At 71.7% G+C, this 18,892-nt stretch carries 13 protein-coding genes; 6 read left to right on the plus strand and 7 right to left on the minus strand.

Features of this window, described 5'->3' with window-relative positions; translation table 11 throughout:
• Window positions 1-383: 383 nt before the first annotated feature.
• Window positions 384-1,430 (minus strand): hypothetical protein, encoded by a 1,047-nt coding sequence (locus BLU79_RS42630; protein ID WP_093911430.1) that lies wholly within the window; start codon window positions 1,428-1,430, stop codon window positions 384-386.
• Window positions 1,431-2,200: 770 nt separating this feature from the next.
• Here BLU79_RS42630 and BLU79_RS42635 point away from each other — a divergent pair.
• From BLU79_RS42635 to BLU79_RS42650, 4 genes are all read left to right on the plus strand, one after another.
• Entirely contained in the window at window positions 2,201-4,666 is a 2,466-nt protein-coding gene (locus BLU79_RS42635; protein ID WP_093911431.1) for a hypothetical protein, read from the plus strand.
• Window positions 4,663-5,193: a hypothetical protein gene (locus tag BLU79_RS42640; RefSeq protein WP_093911432.1), complete on the plus strand. Its 531-nt coding sequence runs from the start codon at window positions 4,663-4,665 to the stop codon at window positions 5,191-5,193. The genes BLU79_RS42635 and BLU79_RS42640 overlap by 4 nt, the downstream gene beginning before the upstream one ends.
• Window positions 5,194-5,410: 217 nt before the next feature.
• The gene (locus BLU79_RS42645; RefSeq protein ID WP_093911433.1) at window positions 5,411-7,936 is read left to right on the plus strand and encodes a DEAD/DEAH box helicase family protein; all 2,526 of its coding nucleotides are present in this window, start codon (window positions 5,411-5,413) and stop codon (window positions 7,934-7,936) included.
• Window positions 7,937-8,181: 245 nt separating this feature from the next.
• Window positions 8,182-9,318, plus strand: a complete 1,137-nt coding sequence (locus BLU79_RS42650) for a hypothetical protein (protein ID WP_093911434.1) — start codon at window positions 8,182-8,184, stop codon at window positions 9,316-9,318.
• A gap of 138 nt (window positions 9,319-9,456) precedes the next feature.
• Here the strand turns inward: BLU79_RS42650 and BLU79_RS42655 are convergent, their stop codons facing one another.
• Together BLU79_RS42655 and BLU79_RS42660 are read right to left on the minus strand one after the other, a co-directional pair.
• Window positions 9,457-9,672, minus strand: coding sequence for a hypothetical protein (locus BLU79_RS42655; protein ID WP_093911435.1), 216 nt, complete (start codon window positions 9,670-9,672; stop codon window positions 9,457-9,459).
• Complete coding sequence (locus BLU79_RS42660; RefSeq protein ID WP_143052570.1) at window positions 9,669-10,091, minus strand: hypothetical protein; 423 nt, start codon at window positions 10,089-10,091, stop codon at window positions 9,669-9,671. The genes BLU79_RS42655 and BLU79_RS42660 overlap by 4 nt, the downstream gene beginning before the upstream one ends.
• A gap of 117 nt (window positions 10,092-10,208) precedes the next feature.
• Between BLU79_RS42660 and BLU79_RS42665 the strand changes: the two genes are divergently transcribed.
• Window positions 10,209-11,912 (plus strand): competence protein CoiA family protein, encoded by a 1,704-nt coding sequence (locus tag BLU79_RS42665; RefSeq protein WP_093911437.1) that lies wholly within the window; start codon window positions 10,209-10,211, stop codon window positions 11,910-11,912.
• Between the two features lie 156 nt (window positions 11,913-12,068).
• On the opposite strand, the gene BLU79_RS42670 is transcribed toward BLU79_RS42665, so the two are convergent.
• Window positions 12,069-12,767, minus strand: coding sequence for a class I SAM-dependent methyltransferase (locus BLU79_RS42670; protein ID WP_093911438.1), 699 nt, complete (start codon window positions 12,765-12,767; stop codon window positions 12,069-12,071).
• A 111-nt stretch (window positions 12,768-12,878) separates the two neighbouring features.
• Window positions 12,879-13,349 (minus strand): glycine-rich domain-containing protein, encoded by a 471-nt coding sequence (locus BLU79_RS42675; RefSeq protein WP_093911439.1) that lies wholly within the window; start codon window positions 13,347-13,349, stop codon window positions 12,879-12,881.
• 188 nt (window positions 13,350-13,537) lie between these two features.
• Here BLU79_RS42675 and BLU79_RS42680 point away from each other — a divergent pair, with 188 nt between their 5' ends.
• Window positions 13,538-14,830 carry a helix-turn-helix domain-containing protein gene (locus tag BLU79_RS42680; RefSeq protein WP_093911440.1) on the plus strand — a complete coding sequence of 431 codons (1,293 nt, stop codon included), beginning with the start codon at window positions 13,538-13,540 and terminating at the stop codon, window positions 14,828-14,830.
• 481 nt (window positions 14,831-15,311) lie between these two features.
• On the opposite strand, the gene BLU79_RS42685 is transcribed toward BLU79_RS42680, so the two are convergent.
• Window positions 15,312-16,049, minus strand: a complete 738-nt coding sequence (locus tag BLU79_RS42685; RefSeq protein WP_093911441.1) for a DsbA family protein — start codon at window positions 16,047-16,049, stop codon at window positions 15,312-15,314.
• A gap of 265 nt (window positions 16,050-16,314) precedes the next feature.
• Window positions 16,315-18,789, minus strand: coding sequence for a DEAD/DEAH box helicase (locus tag BLU79_RS42690; RefSeq protein ID WP_093911442.1), 2,475 nt, complete (start codon window positions 18,787-18,789; stop codon window positions 16,315-16,317).
• Window positions 18,790-18,892 lie beyond the last annotated feature (103 nt).

An 18,892-nucleotide genomic window follows, 5' to 3' on the forward strand; every position in this document is an offset into this window, starting at 1 on the left:
CCCGCGGAGCGGGTAGAACCCTGCTGCGCAGGGTTCAAGAGAACCCCCGCGCAACGCGCGGGGGTTGACGGAGGGCCACCTCCCCGCTACGCGGGGAGGTCCGGCTCTGCGCTGCGCTTCGAGCCGAGAGTCCCTTCCGCTGCGCTTCAGGGACTTGTGAGCCTGCTGACGCAGGCTCACGCGGCCCCGGTTCCCGTGGCCTTGAGGGACCGTCCGCTGCGCTCCCGGCCCCGGCCCGCTTCGCGGGCAGCTGGCTATGAGGAGTTGGGTGGGGGTGTTTCCTTGAGGAAGAACTTTCTGGGAATCCGCATTCGGGGGTGGTGCCTCCCGGTCGGGAGATCACGGGGGTGTGGGGCCCAGACGGTGAAGGAGCCCGCGAGGTGTCACGCTGGGCGGCTGTCCGGTGTCGGCGCGGTGGGTGCGGCCAGCAGGCGGTCCATGCGGTCCTGGTAGCGGTGGAGGTCTTCGGCCCAGCCGGGGGCGAAGAGGTACCGCACGGTGCTCAGTGTGATCGCGGCTTCCCCTAGTCGGCTGACGGGGGCGATACCTCCGGCACGGACCCACTGGTCCCACATCACATCGTTCATCAGCACGGTCAGCATCTCAGTGTCGGCGCGTTCCAGGAGCAGTTTCATGAGAGTGGAGGAGGCCTTGGTGCAGGCGCGGACCGCTTCACAGAGCAGGTGTGCGTCCGCTTGCTCGAAGGCGCGGACCAGGCCGGGCAGTCCGTGCGCCAGTGGGGAGAGGGTGTGCAGGTCGGTTCCGGCTTTGTCGGCGGCGATGTGGGCGGCGGTGATCCGGTCGAGCTGCTCCGGTGGGCCGGTCCACACGCTGCGCCAGGCATCGGTGAGTTCTTCGGGGCTGACGTCGGCCATGCCGCCGGTCAGCAGCCGGGCGCCGATGCGGATCAGCGTGGGGTTGAAGGGGTTGGACACCGTGCGGGGTTCGGGAAGGGTGATGCCTCCGGTGCCGGCGTGGGTGCGCAGGAGGCCGTCGAGGTCCCGTCCGATGGCGCGCCGCCCCCGAAGCAGCTGCTCGGCGAGGTCCTGGCGGGCTTCGAAGGCGGTGTCGCTGTCGCCCTGCGGGATCTGGGCGAGGGTGATGCCCGCCTGGCGCAGGGGCAGTTGGATGGTCCGGATCAGGGCGTTGCGCAGCAGTGCGGCGGTCTGTTCGGTGTCGTCGATCGCCCAGAACGTCCAGCCGATCCAGCTGATGCCGCGGCCTGGCCTGGAGAGGGCGCCGAGCCATGCGGCCCGGTGGACGATGTCGGGGCGCAGCGCGCCGGTTGCGGGGTTGGTCCACTGGTCGGCCGGGGCCAGCCAGCGCTTGGCGCGCCAGCGTTCGAACTGGTGGGGGGTGGCGGTCAGTCCGCAGCGGTTGACCTCGGCGGCCAGGGCGAGTTCCGCGGCGGTGGGCGGGGTGCGGGTCACAGACGCCTCCGCGGTCCGGGCCGGCGATGGCGTAGAGGGCGGTCACCGTGGTGACGGCGCTGGTCCACTGCTGGCTCTGGGCGGCCAGCACGGCGGCGGCGGTCACCAGCAGCCACAGCAGGGCCCGACGGGCGGTATCCGGTCCGGGCTGTTGTGTTCTGTTCACGGTCGGACTCCTTTCGTGCCGGCTTCCCGGGGCGGGGGACGGCGCTTCTATCTGGTCACACGGGCCGGGCGTAGACGGGAAGAACTTCGCGGGGCATCCCCCGCAGGCGGGGCTGTGGCGTAGTTCGCAGTACGGCGCCGTGCTCTGCGTGAACGGTCCTGGTGGCGGGCGGGAGTTGCATCGTGCAGGGGTGGGGCGCAGGGCGCTTCCTTTTCGTGCAATCTTGTCGTTCTACGCGCGTTCTCTATACGACTTGTCCTACTTACTGGGTGCCTGACAGACTTTCAGGGCACGTCAGTGGTCTCGACGACCTGCCAGCCCCGTGCCGCCGTCGGCGGAGAGGGCGTGAGCCGTGCGCTGCGGATGACCCTCGTTTCTGGGGGGCTCTGGTGGCGCGCCCAGCCTCCGGTGGTGGACTCGAAGGGGCAGACGGTCTTCGCCGGTGCGCGCTCGGTGTGCGTGACGGTGACGGCGGCCCGTGCGGGTGCTCCCTGGAGAGGAGTTCCTGTGTCTCGGGTGCGTGTCGCACCCGGCAGGACCGCCGGATGCGTTCGTTCGCACCCGGGGTCATGAGGGCTTCCGGGAGAAGGACCGTCTGCTTCTGATGTCTGCCAGTAAGGCCCCTGAGGGGCCCTTCCCGTACCCGACCACCTCTGAGTGGGCGGAGAATCTCTACCAGGCCATCACCAACACGTGCGCGGCGGAGGGCTTCGCTCCCGTTCCCCGGCAGGCCGTGCTCGAGGCGCTCGCCCCGGCGCTCGGCCAGGGCGAGGCCAAGCGCGTCATCGAACGCCGGCGCGACGGCCGTGTCCTGCGCGCGACCGCCTACCACGTCGAGCAGCGCGGCACCGACGGGGCGCTACTGCTGCTGAATGTGGCCCTCCACGGGGCGGCGACGCTGCCCTGGGCCAACAACGACCGCACCCGCAGCGAGTGGCTGCACCCCTCGCCCGACAACCTGGCCCGCATGGAGGAGCTCGTCGACCAGCAGCGGGCGGTGGCCGAGTGGACCATGGCCCGGGAGCGGGCGAAGGGGGCCCAGCGCGCTCTGGCTGCGGCCGCGCCGCGGGCGGAGAAGGACGCGGCGGTGGCCGCGGTGAAGCATGCCGAGGACGAACTGGCCCGTGCGCAGCGGGAGCTGAAGGTGCGGGAGCAGGCGCTGGGCGGCCGGCGTCCGCTGCCGGTGGTGCGGGCCGTCGTCGAGGACGGGAAGCCGGCTGCCGCGCTCACCACGGAGGAGGTCCGTGCCGAGGTGGCCGGCGAGGTGCAGCGCTACGCCGTGGAGATGCTGCAGCGGCGGGCGCGGCTGCGTTCCTACGACCTCGCGGAGTCCCTGGTGCAGGAGGGTCAGCGGGAGCCCACCGTGGTGGTGCTGCAGCGGACCCCGGTGGTCGGCCGGGACGGGTCCCGGCGGCACATCTGGCGGGGACGCCAGGTCACCGGCAACAACCGCGCGGATGCCCGCCTGCTGGTCCACGGACTGGTGGCGCACCAGGTGCTGACCGGTGTTCCGCAGTACCTGCTGCGGCTGGAGGAAGAGGAGGAGAACCGGCGGCTGGTCCTGCTGGGTCTGGGCGAGATCCTGCGCCGGGTCAGCACGCTGCTCAACACCGAGTACGCCGACCCTGAACGTGACCCGGAAGGGCGGGCGGAGCGGGCGCTGCGGACCGCGCAGGTGCCCGCCCGTGTCGTGGTCGGCGCCAGGACGCCGGAGCGGCTGGAGGAGTCGCTGCGTCAGCTGAACGTGCACGACCATCTGCGCGGCCAGCTGAACTACGGCGACATGGACCGCAGCCTGGGACTGTGGTCGACCCTGGTCAAGGCCTACCAGGCCAAGGGCGTGCTGCGCGAGCTGCTCGCCCAGGAGGTCGCCCAGGGCCGCATCGGGGCCGGGGACCTGGACGAGGATGCGATCGCCGACGCCCTGGTCGGGGCCCGGCCCCTGGACGAACTCGCCGTGCTGCTGACTCCGGGCGATGAGGTGAGCCCTCTGACGCTGCGTGATGTCGCGGTCCGCTGCGCGACGGTGATGGTGTTCCCGCCGGTGCCGCCGCGCCCGGAGAACCTGCCGCCACGGGCCCACATGCCCACCGGCCGGTACTGGCCGGTGGTGCGCACCGCCCTGCAGGAGGCGTCGTGGGCCCTGTCGAGCACGGCCCGCACCGACCGCCGCACGGACGTGTGGGCGGCCGTGGTCGCCCAGCACTTCGCCCACCGTGGCAACCCGCTCGCCGCCCGGGGGCTGTTCACCGCGCGCGACGTGCAGCACGGCGCACGGCCGGACACGCGCAGCCTCGCTTCGCTGCTGACCGCCTGCCGCAAGGGGGACGCCGAGGCCTGGGAGACCCTGGTGCGGCGGCACCTGGTGCCCGGACTGATCAACTCGCCCGAGCCGTTCGTCACCGCCGGGCAGGGCTCCGAAAAGGGCGAAGACCGCAAGGGTGTGCGGCGGACCCCCGTCAACGCGGTCCAGGCACTGGTGAACGCCTACACCGCCCCTCCCCAGGGCGTGACCCGCGAGTTGCTCATCGCGTTCGCCGAGGCGGTCCTGCAGGCCCCGGAGCTCGCGCGTGGCTCCGGTCTCCTGCCGGGTACGTTCTGGGCGCCCGACGCGCACGGCAACCCGCGCGAGGGCACGCTCGCCGACAAGGGGTGGTACGACACGACCTTCCCCAAGATCGCGTCCTCCAGGAAGCGCAAGAGGGCTGAGCCCCCCGTGGACGACTCCGCCGGCGACGAGAGCGACAAGGGCGAGGAGAGCGGTACGACGACCGAGGAGCTCGATGAGGAGGTTCTCGAGGACGCGGTCACCCGCATGACGCGCCTGCGTTCGGCGCTCAGCTCCATGGTGAGCAGCAGCGCGGACGCCGTCGCCACCGCTACCGAGCAGATCGGCCTGCTGCTGGCGACCATCGAGGACGCGGTGCGGGCCCGTGAGGAGGCAGGCGCCGACGAGGAGCCGGCCGAGGTGCAGAAGTCGTACGTGAAGGAGCTGCGCGAGATCAAGAAGCAGTGCGGGGAGATCGTGGAGCTGCTGGACTCGGCCACCGTGGAGGTGACGTCGCTGTGAGCCTCGACTGCTGCGCGGAGCCCGTCGCCGGGCCGGTGGTCGATACGCGGGTGCTGCGTCACACGTGGACGGCGCTGGGCCGCCTCGCGCGCGGCGGCTGGCCTGTCCCGCACGGCCTGGAGTCCGGCCGGCGGGCGCAGACGCTCTCGGTTCTGGACGAGGTGCTCGCCGGGCTGTACCTGGTGGTCGACGCCGGTGGCCGGCTGAGGTGGCTGGGCAAGGCTCACCGCGACGGCGGGGTCGGAGCCAGGCTGCGCGTCCATCTCTCGCACCCTGAGCGGGCTCGGGTCTTCGCCGCGGTGTTCGTCGTCGAGGCCGACCCGTTCAGCCCGCCGAAGGCGATCGAGGCGGCCGAGGGCCGGGCCGCCGATGTGATCGGGCTGCGTGGCCGGATGGGCCCGCGTACGTGGCCCGTGGTCACCGAGGCGCAGTGGCTCGCCCTGGTCACTGCGCGGCCCGCTCAGCGGGTCGTCCGGCCCCGGCCGGACGGTGCCGACTCCGGTGGCCGGTCGGCGGGGCGAGCCTGACCAACCGTCTGGGCGGGTGATTCCTGGCTGTAGTCAACGACGGGCCGGAAAGCGCCCGCCCGGGCGGGCGGGGATGTGAACCGCCGCCCCGGTACGCACTGGGCTGGTGTGCCGGGAGTCCCTGTGTGCAAGGGACGGGGCCACTGGTGTGCGGCGCATGGAGAACGAGGGAGTCGGGACGGCTTGGTGCTGCCCGATGAGTGAAGGAGGCGGCCCGATGGCGCTGGATTGGGATCGGATCGGTACGGGGGACAGTGAGGCGCTGCTGCGGCCCCGGGACATCTACGCGGGGCTGGCCAGTCGGCCGTGGCCGTATCTGCGGCATGAGCAGGGCGAGGTGCTGGACACCTGGTTCGACCATCGGCGCGATGACCGTGATGTGGTGATCAAGCAGAACACCGGTGGGGGCAAGACGGCCGTCGGCCTGCTGATCGCGCAGAGCACCCTGAACGAGGGCATCGGCAAGGCCGTGTACCTGACTCCGGACAACTACCTCGTCAAGCAGGTCCGCGAGGAGGCGGACAGGCTCGGCGTGGCCACCACGGACGATCCGTACGACCCCGCCTTCATCGCCGCCCAGGCCGTGCTGGTGACGAACTACCAGAAGCTGATCAACGGCAAGTCGGCCTTCGGTGTCGTCGGGGACGGCAAGGAGCCGCTCGGTCTGGGCATCGTCGTCGTCGATGACGCGCACGCCGCGCTGGCGCGGACCGAGGACCAGTTCCGGCTGCGGGTGCCCGCCGGCCACGAGGCGTACGGCAAGCTGCTGGAGCTGTTCGCGCAGGACCTGCGCCACCAGTCGGCGAACGCCTGGGCGGAGCTGGAGGACAAGGACCCCACCGCGTTGGCGCCTATCCCGTTCTGGGCATGGGCCGGCAAGCAGGACGAGGTGCTGAGGATCCTGCGCCCGCACCGGGAGGAACGGGCCTTCAAGTTCGTGTGGCCGCTGCTCGCCGAGGTGATGCACCTGTGCACCGCCACGGCGACGTCGGCGGCGATCGAGATCAGGCCCTCGTGCCCGCCGATCGACCGCATCCCCTCGTTCGTGCGCGCCCGCCGCCGGGTCTACCTGACCGCGACGCTCGCCGACGACAGCGCCCTGGTCACCGACTTCGGTGCCGACCCGGCGCTCGTGGCCCAGCCCGTCACACCGGGCAGCGCGGCGGATCTGGGTGAGCGGATGATCCTGGCCCCGGTGGCCCTCAACCCGGACCTGGACGACGAGGCCGTCCGCGTGCTGGCCCGCCAGTTCGCCGACGGCGACCAGGACGGCGACGGTGTCGCCGAGGCCGAGCCGGTCAACGTCGTCGTGCTGGTGCCCAGCGACCCGGCCGCCGCAGCGTGGCAGCGCTACGCCGACCACATCTGGCATGTCGGCGACCTCGAAGCGGGCGTGAAGCATCTCCAGGCCGGCACCGTGGGTCTGGTGGTGCTGGTCAACAAGTACGACGGCGTCAATCTCCCGGCCGGTGCCTGCCGTCTGCTGATCCTCGACGGTGTCCCCCGGCCTCTGGACGGGGTGGAGCGGCGCGAGGCCGTCGCACTGGCCGACAGCACCGTCCGCCTGGCCAGGGAGATCCAGCGGATCGAGCAGGGCATGGGCCGCGGCGTGCGCGACGGCGAGGACTACTGCGCGGTCCTGCTGCTGGGCGCGAAGCTCGCCACGGCCATCCACGAGCCCCGTCACCTGGCCCTGTTCTCCCCCGCGACCCAGGCGCAGCTGAAGCTGAGCCGGGACATCGCCGGCCAGATCAGGGGCGAGGGGCTGAACGCGGTGCGCCAGGCGCTGCGGGCCTGCCTGGGGCGGGTGCCGCAGTGGCGGGAGCGCAGCCGGCGGGCGCTGGCGGAGGTGCGCTACGCCGAGCACGGAACGGTGCGGGACGAAGCCGTGGCACTGCGCGAGGCGTTCGATCTCGCGGCCACCGGCCGCACCCCGGCCGCGGCCGAACGGGTGCAGAAGGCGGTCAACGCCCTCGGCGACGGCGACACGGCGCTGCGGGGCTGGCTGCGGGAGCAGAAGGCCGCCTACCTGCACCTGACCGATCCCGTGGCCGCCCAGCAGGCCCTGGCCGGGGCGCTGAACGACAACACGTTCGTCCTGCGCCCCGTCAACGGCGGCGCCCCCGTCCAGCTCAAGGCGGCCGCGGTGCAGTCGCGCGCCGCCGCCGAGTTCCTGGCCGTTCAGTACCGCGACGGCACCGGCCTCAGGCTCGGCGTCCAGTCGCTGTTCGAGGACGTGGTGTGGGGCGAGGAGGAGCGCTCCGATGACGCCGAGCGAGCCTGGCAGCAGCTCGGACTGCACCTCGGGTTCGCCAGCACGCGCCCGGAGAAGCAGTACGGCACGGGCCCGGACAACCTGTGGGCGCTCTCGGCGGCGCGGCAGGCGGTCGTCGAGCTGAAGACGGGGTGCACCACCGACACCATCGCGAAGAAGGACATGGACCAGCTCGGCGGCAGCGTCCGTTGGCTCAACGACCACAACCCGGAGGTGGAGGCCGTGGCGGTCATGCTGCACCCCAGCCAGGTCAGCGACGCCCGGGCCACCGCGGTGCCCGGCATGCGCGTCGTCACCCCGCCCTTGTTCGAAAAGCTGAAGGAAGCCGTGACGAGCTACGCGGCCGCACTCGCCGGCAGCCCGGACCGCTGGGCAGACGAACAGGCCGTCCGCGACCAGCTCGCGCACCACAAGCTCACCGGCGACCGGTTCTTCACCACCTACGCCGAACCTGTGCGCACCTCGTGACCGCCGCCGACGTCGCGGACCCGCGGTGGCCTGCCGAGGCCTTCTGGCAGGACACCACCGGTTCGCCGGAACACGGCAAGGGACGCGCGGGCCGTCTGCTCTTGTGTGAACCCCCGTAGCCGTAGGGATGGCGTCGGCCGGAATCACGGAGGGCCGTGGACGGGGTGACAGCCTGTCAGCGGCATCTGGTGAACTGGCTGCACAGGGGCCGGGGGTGCTCTCTACGGGTCGCAGGGGGTGGGTGCATGGAGATTGAGGCGTTTTTCAGCAGCGGGGACGGCTGGGCCATGCCGTGGGTGCTCGATGTCGAGCTTATCGAGTCGCTGCGGTTCGGCCCTCCGGCCGGCCGCACCGACCTGGAGGTCGCCGTCGCGCTGACCCGGCTTCTGCACCACGACTTCGTCTCCCACGGCACCGACGGCAAGGGCAGGCACCTTGATGACGAGAACGTCCCCGTCGTCATCAAGGCCCACCGCGCCGTCCTGGAACGCCTCGCCCTGAAACCGCCCACCTGGCCGTTTCGGACGTTCGATGGGCCACGCGGCTTCGGCACCTACTGGCGCGACAACGACATGCGGGGCAGCTGGCAGGCCCGCCGGGACTGCATCGAGCAGATCCTCGGCCCGACCCGCGACGCGCTGGAGGACCTACAGGAGCTGGAGTACGAACGCCGCTTCTCCAAAGGGCCGTCGGGCACCTTCAAGAACCTGATCTTCGCCGCCGACGGCGCGAAACCGCAGATCGTGCTGCGCGACGCGGTGAACAACGACGTGGAGATCGTCCGCCACGCCGACACCTGCCTGGTCTACACCGAGCCCCTGCCGCCGCACGGGCTCACCTGGCGGCAGATGGTCGCCTGGTGGACGAACAACCAGCAGCCCGATGCCGACGAGAAGAGTGCCGCCGACGCCCTCTACCGGCGCCTTTACCGGTCGCTGGACTCGCCGCCCGAACAACTCCTCATGATCACCTACTGTGCTCGCTACGCCGAGGAAGGCGGCTTCGACCTGCCCGCGCTGATCCCGCAGGTCTACCTCCACTACGACCCCTACACACGGCGCAGCGGCAAGCAGTCCGGGGCGCTGTACCGGCAGCGGATGGATTTCCTGCTCCTGGCGCCGGACCGCTCGCGCATCGTCATCGAGGTCGACGGGGTGCAGCACTACGGCCGCCCCAACCCGCCCGACGAGCAGGGGCGGGTCTCCCATACCGCCGTGCCGAAGCTGTATGCGGAGATGGTCGCCGAGGACCGCCGGCTCAGGCTCGCCGGATACGAGATCTACCGCTTCGGCGGCTGGGAGCTGACCGGCCCGGCCGGTGAACAAGTCCTGACGGACTTCTTCACCGAACTCCTCGCCCGGCATCAGAAGCCGACCCCGTGACCCTAGCTCCGGGGTGAGATGACCTGACCGGTACTCGGCGATCTCACCGGCCCCTGCCCTCACGCGGTACGCCGATAGCGGGCCGCCCTGATGGGGCGCAGCCGCACGCCCGTTGTGTGTCCCTGCGTCGCGTGGTTCTCAGGCGGCGCGGGATGAGCAGGGCAGTCGCTTCCACGGGCCGGTGTAGGCGGCGCCGCATCCGGTGCAGCGGGCGAGGTAGAGGGCGGAGGCGGGGGTGTGGGCGGGCGCGGGCACGACCGGGTGGACGGCTCCCTCGATGACGGTGGCCAGGGCGCGCCATGGGGGCAGGCAGGTGCAGGCCGGCGGTGCAGCGGGCTCGGGGCGGTCGGTCATGAGGGCTCCGGCGCGGCCGGGGGGCGGGCGCGGCGGCTGTCGGGTGCGCGGCCGATCTCGCGGGCGACGGCGTCGATCTCACGGCCGGTGTAGGCGGTGCGTACGCCGGAGATCGACATGCCGCTGGCCTCGGCGAGGGCATCGAGTCCGTACGAGCGGCGGCCGTGGAACTCCCGGCCGTAGGCGAGCAGGTGGCGGATCTCGCGGTCGGCGGCCTCGCGGGCGGCGCGGGCGTTGCCGAGAGCGATCAGCAGGGGGTCTTCCTCCAGGTCGTCGCGCTGAGCCTCAAGGGCGAACGCGTAGTCCTCGCGGGCCTGTTCGGCCTGGGCGAAGGCGTCGGCGTAGAGCTCCTGCGGTGTGACGTCACCGGGCTGCGGCAGGGGGACGCGGATGGCTGCGAGGTCACCGATCAAATCCATGATTACGACAATCGCAAAAAATTGCGGTGAGCGCAATGGATTGAGGGGCGCCCTCTTCCGAACCGCTCCCCGTGCAGGACACTGGAGGACCAGGAAGCCGACCGTGCGGGAGGTGGCGTGCCCCGAGACCAGCGCCTGGTGCAGACCGCGGTGATGGGCAGCGCGGAGTCGGAGATACCCGCCCTGCTGCCGATGCAGGCCGACCAGGCGCGCGCGTTCCGGCAGGCCCACGCCGGGCAGACGTTCTGGTGCGGGCAGTGGCTGGGCGGCTGCCGGGGACGGCTGACGATCAGGACGCCCGCCGGCCGGGTCGCACACTTCGCACACCTGCCCGGACCGGAGCACGTGGTGTGCCGCAGGGCGTCGGTGGGCGTCTCCGGCGCCGACCACCTCTACATCAAGCAGCAGCTCCTCGCATGGCTGGCCAGCCAGGGCATCGTGGCCACCGCGCGCCTGCCCGAGGGCACCGAACGGCTGGGCGGCGAGGTCGTGTTCGAGCCGGGCGGTCACGGCTGTCTGCGGGTGCTGCTGGATGAGGACGCCGCGCTGCCCGCACCCGCGGACGGCACGCAGCTGGTGCTCGGTCCGCACGTCGCGCACGATCCGCACCGGCTCACCGTCGACGGCTACGTGCTGCGCATCCGCTGCGACACCGACAACACCGGGCGCCGCGTCATGATCGGAACCCAACTGCACGGCCACACCCAGTGGTTCAGCCTCGACGAATGCCATCTGAAGCCGTGGGGGCTGTCCACGCCCGCGGTCGAAGAGGTCCGCCGCCTGCGCAGCAGCAGCCGCCCTCTCGCCGCCTTCCCGCACCGCTCCACGCCGGCCCGCTCCGATGCCGCGGTGCGGCCGGTGGCCACGCCCCAGGCGGCGGACGACCACCACGAGGCGTTCGCGGCCCTGCGTAAGGCCGTCGAGGGTGAGCACAGCACCAGCGCACTGCGCCACTGCCTCACCCAGGCAGAGGCCGCCGCCCGCGGCGGCGCGAGCGCCGAGGAGAACGATCTGCTGCGCCGCGCCGCCGATCTGCTGCTGGCCAGGGAACGCGGGGTGGGCCTCAGCGCGCCATCCTCCCCCGCACCGCGGCGCGGCCGCCTCTCCCGTGCCGGACGCACGAGTCAGAGCCGCGCGGGGCAGGCGGCCGAGGCGGTCGCCGACCTCCTGGACACGCTCGAGCGACGCCGCAGTCACCTGCGTCCCGGCGAGCAACAGCGCCTGGTGGCCCAGCTGAAGGACAAGGCCGAGGAGGCCGGGCCCTGGCTGACCCGTCAGCAGCGCAGATGGATCAGCGCCTGGGACAAGCGCACCCAGCAAACACCCGCAGCGCCCAAGACCAAGCCGGCGACGCGGGTCTCCGTTGTGCCGGCGGGCGCCGCGGAGGCCCTCGCGCGCCCCGTGGCAGCTGAGCGGCGCACGCGCGGCGGCCCACGCCGCACGCCCGCTGCAACCGCTGCCCCCGCCGATGTCGACGCGGTGGCGGACGCCGCGCGCGACGTCCTCGAGCACACCGCCCGGCTCGGCGCGACCATCAGCTGGGACCGGCTGTGTGCGCAGGTCAAAGGACTGGCCGAGCTGACCGAAGTCCAGCAGCGCCAGGCCCTGAAGTCCGCGTCCCGCTCCCGCTCCGTCCAGCCGCTGGCAGCCCTGATCACCGCTGGTAACGGGACGCCGCACCCGCACTCCCGGCACCTCGCGGGGGTGGGCGACGGGCCGACCGCCGAGGCGGCCTGGCACAAGGCCGTGGCCGGCGTCCACGCCTCCTACCGGCCCAGCCGCCCGCCGCCAGGCGCCCGGCCGGGCGGACGCACCAGCTGACCGAGGCGCGCGGTGCTTGGTGACCTCTCGCGGTGAAGGTTGGCGGGCAGCAGGGCGCCGCGGGTCTGCTGCAGGCTCATCTGTGGGCCGCGGCTCCCGCTGCGCCGCTGGTGGCGCGTGCGCGCGGGGGTCCCGGGGCGGAGCGGGGCCCCTGCTCTAGGACGGGTGGTAGGCGGTCACCAGCAGTGTGTCGGCGGTGCGCGGCCCGCCGGTGGCGGGCAGCACGTCGACGGTGATGTCGGTGAATCCGGCCTCGTCGAGCAGCTTGGTCCACACATGCTCCTGCAGGACCCAGCGCCGCATCGTGGTGGCTTCGCCGTCCGGCGTTTTTGCCGGGATGCCGGCAGCCACCGCATCGGGCTGGGCAGGCGCCCCGCTCAGGTAGTGGGCAAGGGTCGCGAACACCAGCCGCCCGCCCGGCTTGAGCGCGGCGGCCGCCGCCGGCAGTACCTCGCGTGGGTCGGTGAAGTCCAGGGCACCGAAGACGCTGTACAGCACTTCGTACGCGCCGGTCATCGCCTGCAGGTGGGACACCGCGTCGGAGGCGACGATGCGCAGGCGGGGGGCGAGGTGGGCGTAGAGATCGGTTGCCATGGTGTGCTGAGCGGGCGAGGCGTCGATGGCGACGACCCGGCCCGGCTGGTGATGGACCGCCAGGTATGCTGCGTGCCGGGCTGTGCCGGCGCCGAGGTCGCCCACACAGCGGCCGGTCAGCTCCCCGAGGACCTCCGGGCCGGGCCCGCCGTTCTGGCCCCAGTTCCAGTAGAAGGTGCCGGGAACCGCGCGGTCACTGGTGGCGCGGGCGCGGCCGTAGTGGTGCCAGAGGTCTGCGGTACTGGTGGTCACCCGGCCCATCCTTGCGGCCGCTGCCGGGTCGCGGGCCGGTTCGCCAAAATCTCACCCGCGCGGTGCCATCGGGCCCCAGCTGTATGGCCGGGGCCCGAGGAACTCGCCGTTGCGGGGTGGTCAGTGTGAGTCGTTGCCGGGGTGGCACGGGCCGCAGTCGGCGGCGTCCGTCCACAGCGACAGGTCGACTTCCCAGCCGTCGGCGGCGACGATGTGGGCCGTCTTGATCACGGAGCCGTCGTTCTTCATGTCCACCTTGGGCACGTGGTGCAGGAACTGTCCGCCGTTGAACTTCTCGCACAGCTCGGCGTAGGCCACGGTGTCCAGGATGACCGTGTGGACGCCGATGTCGACGAGCTTGCTGGGCGCCAGTCCCAGCGACTCGCCCCGGTGGTTCATCGCGGCCAGCAGGTAGGCGTAGCCCTGGCCGAGGACCCGGGCGGCCATGACCGAGTCGTAGGGGTAGTCCCGCATGAGGAGCCCGACCTGTTTGTCCCACAGGACGGGCGGCACGACGTCGCGTGCGCAGCGGACCGGGCCGGTCGTCGGGTCGGCGGCCGGAGGGGATGCAACAGCGGCGTTGGTTGGCATGGTGTGCCTCCGATGGACAGTGCCCCGCGGCGCGGGGCGGTGCACCCAGCACAGCGCGCCGACCGGCCATGTGGTGATCAACTCTCGCTGTGTGCAAGGCGTTTGCATGGCGTGCAAACGGCCTCGACGCGGCAGGGCCGAGGCCCGTAGCGTGGAGGGCCCCTGTCTGTGCGGCGTGGGAGGGACGCGTGCCCGTTGACCCGCTCTGGAACAGCACGACAGCACTGCAGTTAGCCGCGCAGCGTCACCCCGGCGCGCTCATCCGGATCGGACGCCAGCACCATTGCTGGACGCTGGCAGTGCTCGCAGACCGGATCGGCTGCTCGCCCGCGACCGTCTCCCGTCTGGAGCGCCGCACCCGGATCGCCGACCTGGCCCTGGTGCACCGTGCCGCACGGGAAGTCGGCGTGCCCCGGCACATCCTCATGACATCCCTCGCGCCACCGCCCGCTACGGCAACGGCGGCCACTAGAGTGACGGCCAGTCAGCGTGACGTTGAGGAGGACCCCATGCGCCGCCGTACGCTGCTCACCGCCACAGCGGCCGCAGGCCCCGCCGCCCTGCTGATGGGCCTGGATGATGCCCTGGCCGACACCCCTGCCCCGCCCGGCGCCGGGCCGCTGGACGGCCGCCTGGCCAGCGCCCGCGCACTGTACGACCAAGGCGCGCACACACGGCTTCTCGCTGCACTGCCCGGCCTCATCGCCGACGCGCACCACGCCGCCGCCTCCCGCCGCAGCCTCGACCAGGCCCGGCTGTCCGCCGTGCACAACCTCGCCTCCGCCGTCCTCATCAAGCTCGGCTCCTACGACCGCGCCCGGCTCACCGCGGACCGGGCCCGCACCTGGGCCGAAATCTCCGGCTCCCCGCTCGCAGCCGCGGCCGCGGCACGGGAACTGGCCATCGTGCTGCGCCACCAGGACCAGCACGACACCGCCCAGCGCCTGATGTCCTCCACGGCCACCGACCTCGAGGCGACCGGCCTGCGCACCGACGCCACGGCCGCCGCCTACGCACAGATGCTCTGCACCCTGGCCTACACCGCCGCCCGCGGCGGACAGCGCACCGAGGCCCTGGCGATGACCGAGGAAGCCCGCCGCGCCGCCCACCGCCTGCCCCAAGCCGCTCCACCCGGCCGGCTGTTTCCCGTCAGCCCGGCCGCCGTCGACCTGTACGCGGTCGGCGTGCACTGGGCCCTCGGCGACGCCGGCGCCGCACTCGACGCCGGGAAGAACCTGCGGCCCAAACAGTTCCCGACCGCCGAGCGCAAGGCCCGCCTGGGCACCGACATGGCGCGCGCCTGGTGGGCCTGGCAACGGCCAGAACAGACAGCCCGCGCCCTGCTGGACGCCTACCGGGCCAGCCCCGGCGAGGTCCGCGACCGGCCCGCGATCCGCCGCATCGTCACCGAGCTCGGCGAGCAACACCCGCGCACCAGCGGCGTACGCGAGTTGCACGCCGCTGTGGCTCAGGCCAGCTGACGCCCGCACTTTAGGCTGCCCCGGCCGCTCGGGTACGGGTTGTGCAGATGTCCTGGTGTTCGTTACTGCCGAGCCGACCTCGAAGGAGCAGCCGGTCACACCGCCCATCCCGAGAGCCTCTCGCCGCTGCGTGGCGCTGGATCGATCCTGCTGACCACCCGGCACTGGACGGTGCGGTTCGTGTAATGGCATGGCACCCGATACCGGGTACCTGAACCTGCGGATGTTCGACCGGGACGGCTACCACATCGGCCGCCTGGCGTAGGTGGTGTGCGACGCCCACCGCACCGCCAGCATCAACAAGGCCTCCATCGACCCCAGCTACCAGCGCCAAGGCCTGGGACGGCGCATGATCCGCCAGGGTCCTGGCCAACGGCCCGGCTACAGCTCCCAGACCACCCACTCACGGCCGGCCGACGAGCCGCGCCAGCGCCGTTCTTCCTTGCCGAGCCGCTTGAGCTGGCGGCGCAGGGCCCGGTGGTTACAGAGTGGTGTCCTCCCACTCTCCGGGCTTGTCGTAAATCTGCTGCAGCAGTTCGGCGAAGCTATCGCTCTCCAGGAGAATGGCGTTGTACTGCAGCGGGATCCGCTTGTCGTTGATCACCGCGGTGGGGGTACCAGGCCCTTCGGGTTCCTTTGCTCCTCCGGCCTTCTCGTAGGCCTTCTGAGAGGCAGTAACGAAGCCGCGGTACTTCATGGATCTCACCGCCGCGTCGAACTCCGGGCCGCGCAGGCCCTCCACCTTGTCGGCCAGTCGCAGCAGGTAGGCGTCCGTGTAGCCGTCGATGCTCTCCTCGGGCTGGTTGGCGTAGAGCACCTCGTGGTACTCCACGAACTTGCCTTCCTCCAGCGCGGCGCGCAGCGCGTTGACCGCCTTCTTCGACCCGGTGCCGCCGACCCGGTCGTCCAGGAAGGAAGCGAGGGTGTACTCGGCTCTTGCCCAGCGGTCGAGCATCGCCTCCCTCAGTTGCGGACCGCCGCCGGTGGTCTCGAACTCCTCGCAGTACGGACAGCGGGGATCCTCATACAGGTGCACCTTCACCGGCGCGTCGGGATCGCCGACCGAGATGGTGATGCCGTCCGCACCGAGCCTTTCCGGCAGCACCTCAGCGCTCGCGAAGTCAGGCCCGTACTGCGCCTCTCGCTGCCCACACCCCACCATCACCAGCACTGCGGCCGCGCACACCACAGCCCACCGCCCCCACGCACCATGCGTCATCCCCTCCCCAGAGAACAGCGCGAGCCTAGATCATCCGTACGGCAATCGCACCGGCGAAACCCTTCACCAGGCCCGCCCTCGCAGGTGCTCTGTTGGCGCAGTCTCCGGCCGGACGGGCGCGCCTTCCACAGGCCCGCGCGACCGGCGCCGCCATATGTCTGGTGTGGCTGCGCACCTGGCCCTCATAGGCTGGATCACCGACTCGGCCATCCTGCTGGTCGGCGGCCAGAGCTGACGGCAAAGGCCGACCCGAAGGACGGCACCTCTACAGCGCCGCTGCAGGGGATGCCTCCTCGTCGGTCCAGTCTCCATCGAACAGCGACGCCACCAAGGCTGCGTGTTCCTGGGGCAGTTGGCCTGCGCGATGTACCGAACGGGCTTTGGCGAGCCAGGCTCCGATCCTGACCGTCTCGCCATCGACGCTGACTTCCTCACGGGCGGTGGGGGCGCGGCGCTCGCGGTGCAGGAATAGTTCGAGGATCTGCGCGGTCTGGGCGAAGGTGCGGCGGGAGCGGCGGGTGGCGGTCAGTGGGTGGGTCTGCGGGGTGAGGCCGATGGCGGTCAGCAGGTGCTGCTGCCGGAGGGCAAGGGTGTTCCAGCGGGTGAGTTGGCGGTGTAGCCAGCTGCCGATCTTCACGGTGCCCAGGACGCTGCTGTGGTTGAGCGCGGCTGGGTCGTTCCCGGCGGTTAGGTGTGCGCGCAACAGGTGGTATTTGCGGTGCCAGTCTGCGCCGTGGGGCAGCTGCCAGTCTGCGTCGATGGCTGCGAGGTCGGCGCTCCGGGCCGGGGCGAGCTCACCGCGTGCGGCCAGGGAGCGCTGCTCAGCGAGCCAGGCCCCGACGGGTGTGGTGGCGGGGGCGGCGAGGTGGCCGTGGGTGCGATGGTATTCGGCGGCGGCGGTGAGCCGGGCACGCCAGGCGGCGTCGTGCTTGTCCCACACCATGCCCAGGGCGTCAAGCTCGGCGATCCAGTCATCGTCGAGGCGGCCGGCCGTGCGGGCCTCGCGCATGGTGGCGATGAAGGAGCCGAGGGCGTAGCCGTAGGGGTCGGTGTAGTCGGCGGGGGCGTCGAGGTGGTGGTGGGTGTCGTGGTAGGCCTGGGCGGCGGCGAGTCCGGCGCGGCGGGAGCGGGAGACTGCCGTGTCGTGGGGGTTGAAGGAGGTGAGGTCGAGGGCGCGGGCGATGTGCTCGGGGTGGACGGTGAAGTCGAAGTGCCAGCGGTGCTGGATCAGGTCGCTGATCTCTTTGGGCAGGCGGTTGGCCTTGTCGGGGAGCCGTTCGAGGATGCGGTGGTCGTGGCTGGCTAGAGCGGTGCTGATGGCCCAGACCGGTTCGTAGGCGGTGCCGAGGATGTCGGTGGGGTCGGTGCCCGGGGGGATGTAGACGGGGATGACGAGGCTGGCGATCTTGCCGCTGACGGACAGGCGCAGGGCGCGGCCGAGGGCCTGGACGCAGCGGATGACGCTGCGGGTGGGGTCGGCGAAGACGATCGCGTCGACGCTGGGGATGTCGACGCCTTCGGCGATGACTTTGGCGTTGGTCAGGATGGCGCAGGATGAGGCGGCGAACTGGGCGAAGGTGTCCGCGCGTTGCGCGGAGGGCATGTCGCCGTGGACGAAGAAGACCTCGGGGCTGATGTCGGGGCCTAGGCCGGGGGCGTGGGCGCGCAGGCGACGCAGGGTGTGGGGCAGTTCGCGGGCGAAGCGCTTGGCGTCCTCGACGAGGTTGAAGTAGACCAGGACGCGCCGCTGCTGGTGGGTGGCCATCGCCTTGAGGACGGCCAGGTGCAGGGCGGTGGTGCGCAAGGCCTCGTCGGTGGCAGGCTGCTGGCCTGCGGTGGTGCCGGGGGCGGGCACGTTGAGGCGGGTGCGCAGAGTCTCGTCGGTGAGGGTGGGGACGATGATGCGGTAGTCCGCGACCCGGCCGTCTTCGATGGCCCGGGCAAGGGGGTATTCGAAGATCTTCTTGCCGTAGACCGCAGCGTTGTCCATGGAGTTGGAGCGGGCGTCGCTCCCCTGCGCTGCTGCAGTCAGGAGGCCGCGCGAGCGGGAGAGGTTCGCGGATTCGGCCAGCTCGGGCGCGGCGAAGATGCGCGGGGTGGCCGTCATGTAGAGGCGGCGCTCTGCTCGGATGCGGGTGGTGTCGTGGATGGCAGCCCACTTCTTGTCGGTCCGGCCGGCGATCCGGTGGGCTTCGTCCATGACCGCCAGATCGAAGGGCGGAACCTGATACGCGGTGTGCTGGGTGCTTTCGATCTTGTCGAGGGAGTCGTACGTGCACACCACCGTCAGACCGGGCAGCGCGTCGCGGCCGGTGCCGACGGCGGCAAGCAGGGAGGCAAGCAGGCGGTAGTCGGTGACCGAGGCGATGCGCGCCGCGCTCAGGGCGTCGTGGGCGGCCGCGTCCATGGAGGAGACAATGACGAGGGGCTCGTTGTGGCCGTCATGGCGGAGCGCCAGTGCGGTCTGCGCGGCCAGGTCGAGGGTAGGGACGACGAACAGCAGGCGGCGCGCCAGCTGATGGGCGGCGCGGCTGGCGACGAGAGTCTTGCCGGTGCCGGTCGCTGACACGTACAGGCCGCGGGTCCCGGGCCTGTTGAGGTGCTTGAGGATCTTGCGCAGGGCCTGCTGCTGGTCCGCGTGCAGGGGCAGGGGTTTGCGCCGCCTGCGGCGCGCTAGTGTGTCCAGTCCCAGAGCGTGCAGGTCCTGGGCGGTAGGTGCCAGGGGCGAAGGCGGTTGCATGGGCGGTCTCCGTGCGCTGCGCGGCAGGCCAGCGGGCAGGCGGTGTCACTTCGATTCTGTCAGCCCTCCCCCACTGGCACGGGGTGTCCCGTACGGCACAGGC

The organism is Streptomyces sp. cf386, assembly GCF_900103585.1.
Classification (GTDB): domain Bacteria; phylum Actinomycetota; class Actinomycetes; order Streptomycetales; family Streptomycetaceae; genus Streptomyces.

What these genes read in the sequence shown, in the direction of transcription:
- BLU79_RS42635 (WP_093911431.1), top strand. Translation starts at nt 2,201, where the DNA reads ATGTCTGCCAGTAAGGCCCCTGAGGGGCCCTTCCCGTACCCGACCACC.
- BLU79_RS42690 (WP_093911442.1), bottom strand. Translation starts at nt 18,789, where the DNA reads ATGCAACCGCCTTCGCCCCTGGCACCTACCGCCCAGGACCTGCACGCT.
- BLU79_RS42650 (WP_093911434.1), top strand. Translation starts at nt 8,182, where the DNA reads ATGGAGATTGAGGCGTTTTTCAGCAGCGGGGACGGCTGGGCCATGCCG.
- BLU79_RS42655 (WP_093911435.1), bottom strand. Translation starts at nt 9,672, where the DNA reads ATGACCGACCGCCCCGAGCCCGCTGCACCGCCGGCCTGCACCTGCCTG.
- BLU79_RS42645 (WP_093911433.1), top strand. Translation starts at nt 5,411, where the DNA reads ATGGCGCTGGATTGGGATCGGATCGGTACGGGGGACAGTGAGGCGCTG.
- BLU79_RS42685 (WP_093911441.1), bottom strand. Translation starts at nt 16,049, where the DNA reads ATGACGCATGGTGCGTGGGGGCGGTGGGCTGTGGTGTGCGCGGCCGCA.
- BLU79_RS42675 (WP_093911439.1), bottom strand. Translation starts at nt 13,349, where the DNA reads ATGCCAACCAACGCCGCTGTTGCATCCCCTCCGGCCGCCGACCCGACG.
- BLU79_RS42660 (WP_143052570.1), bottom strand. Translation starts at nt 10,091, where the DNA reads ATGGATTTGATCGGTGACCTCGCAGCCATCCGCGTCCCCCTGCCGCAG.
- BLU79_RS42670 (WP_093911438.1), bottom strand. Translation starts at nt 12,767, where the DNA reads ATGGGCCGGGTGACCACCAGTACCGCAGACCTCTGGCACCACTACGGC.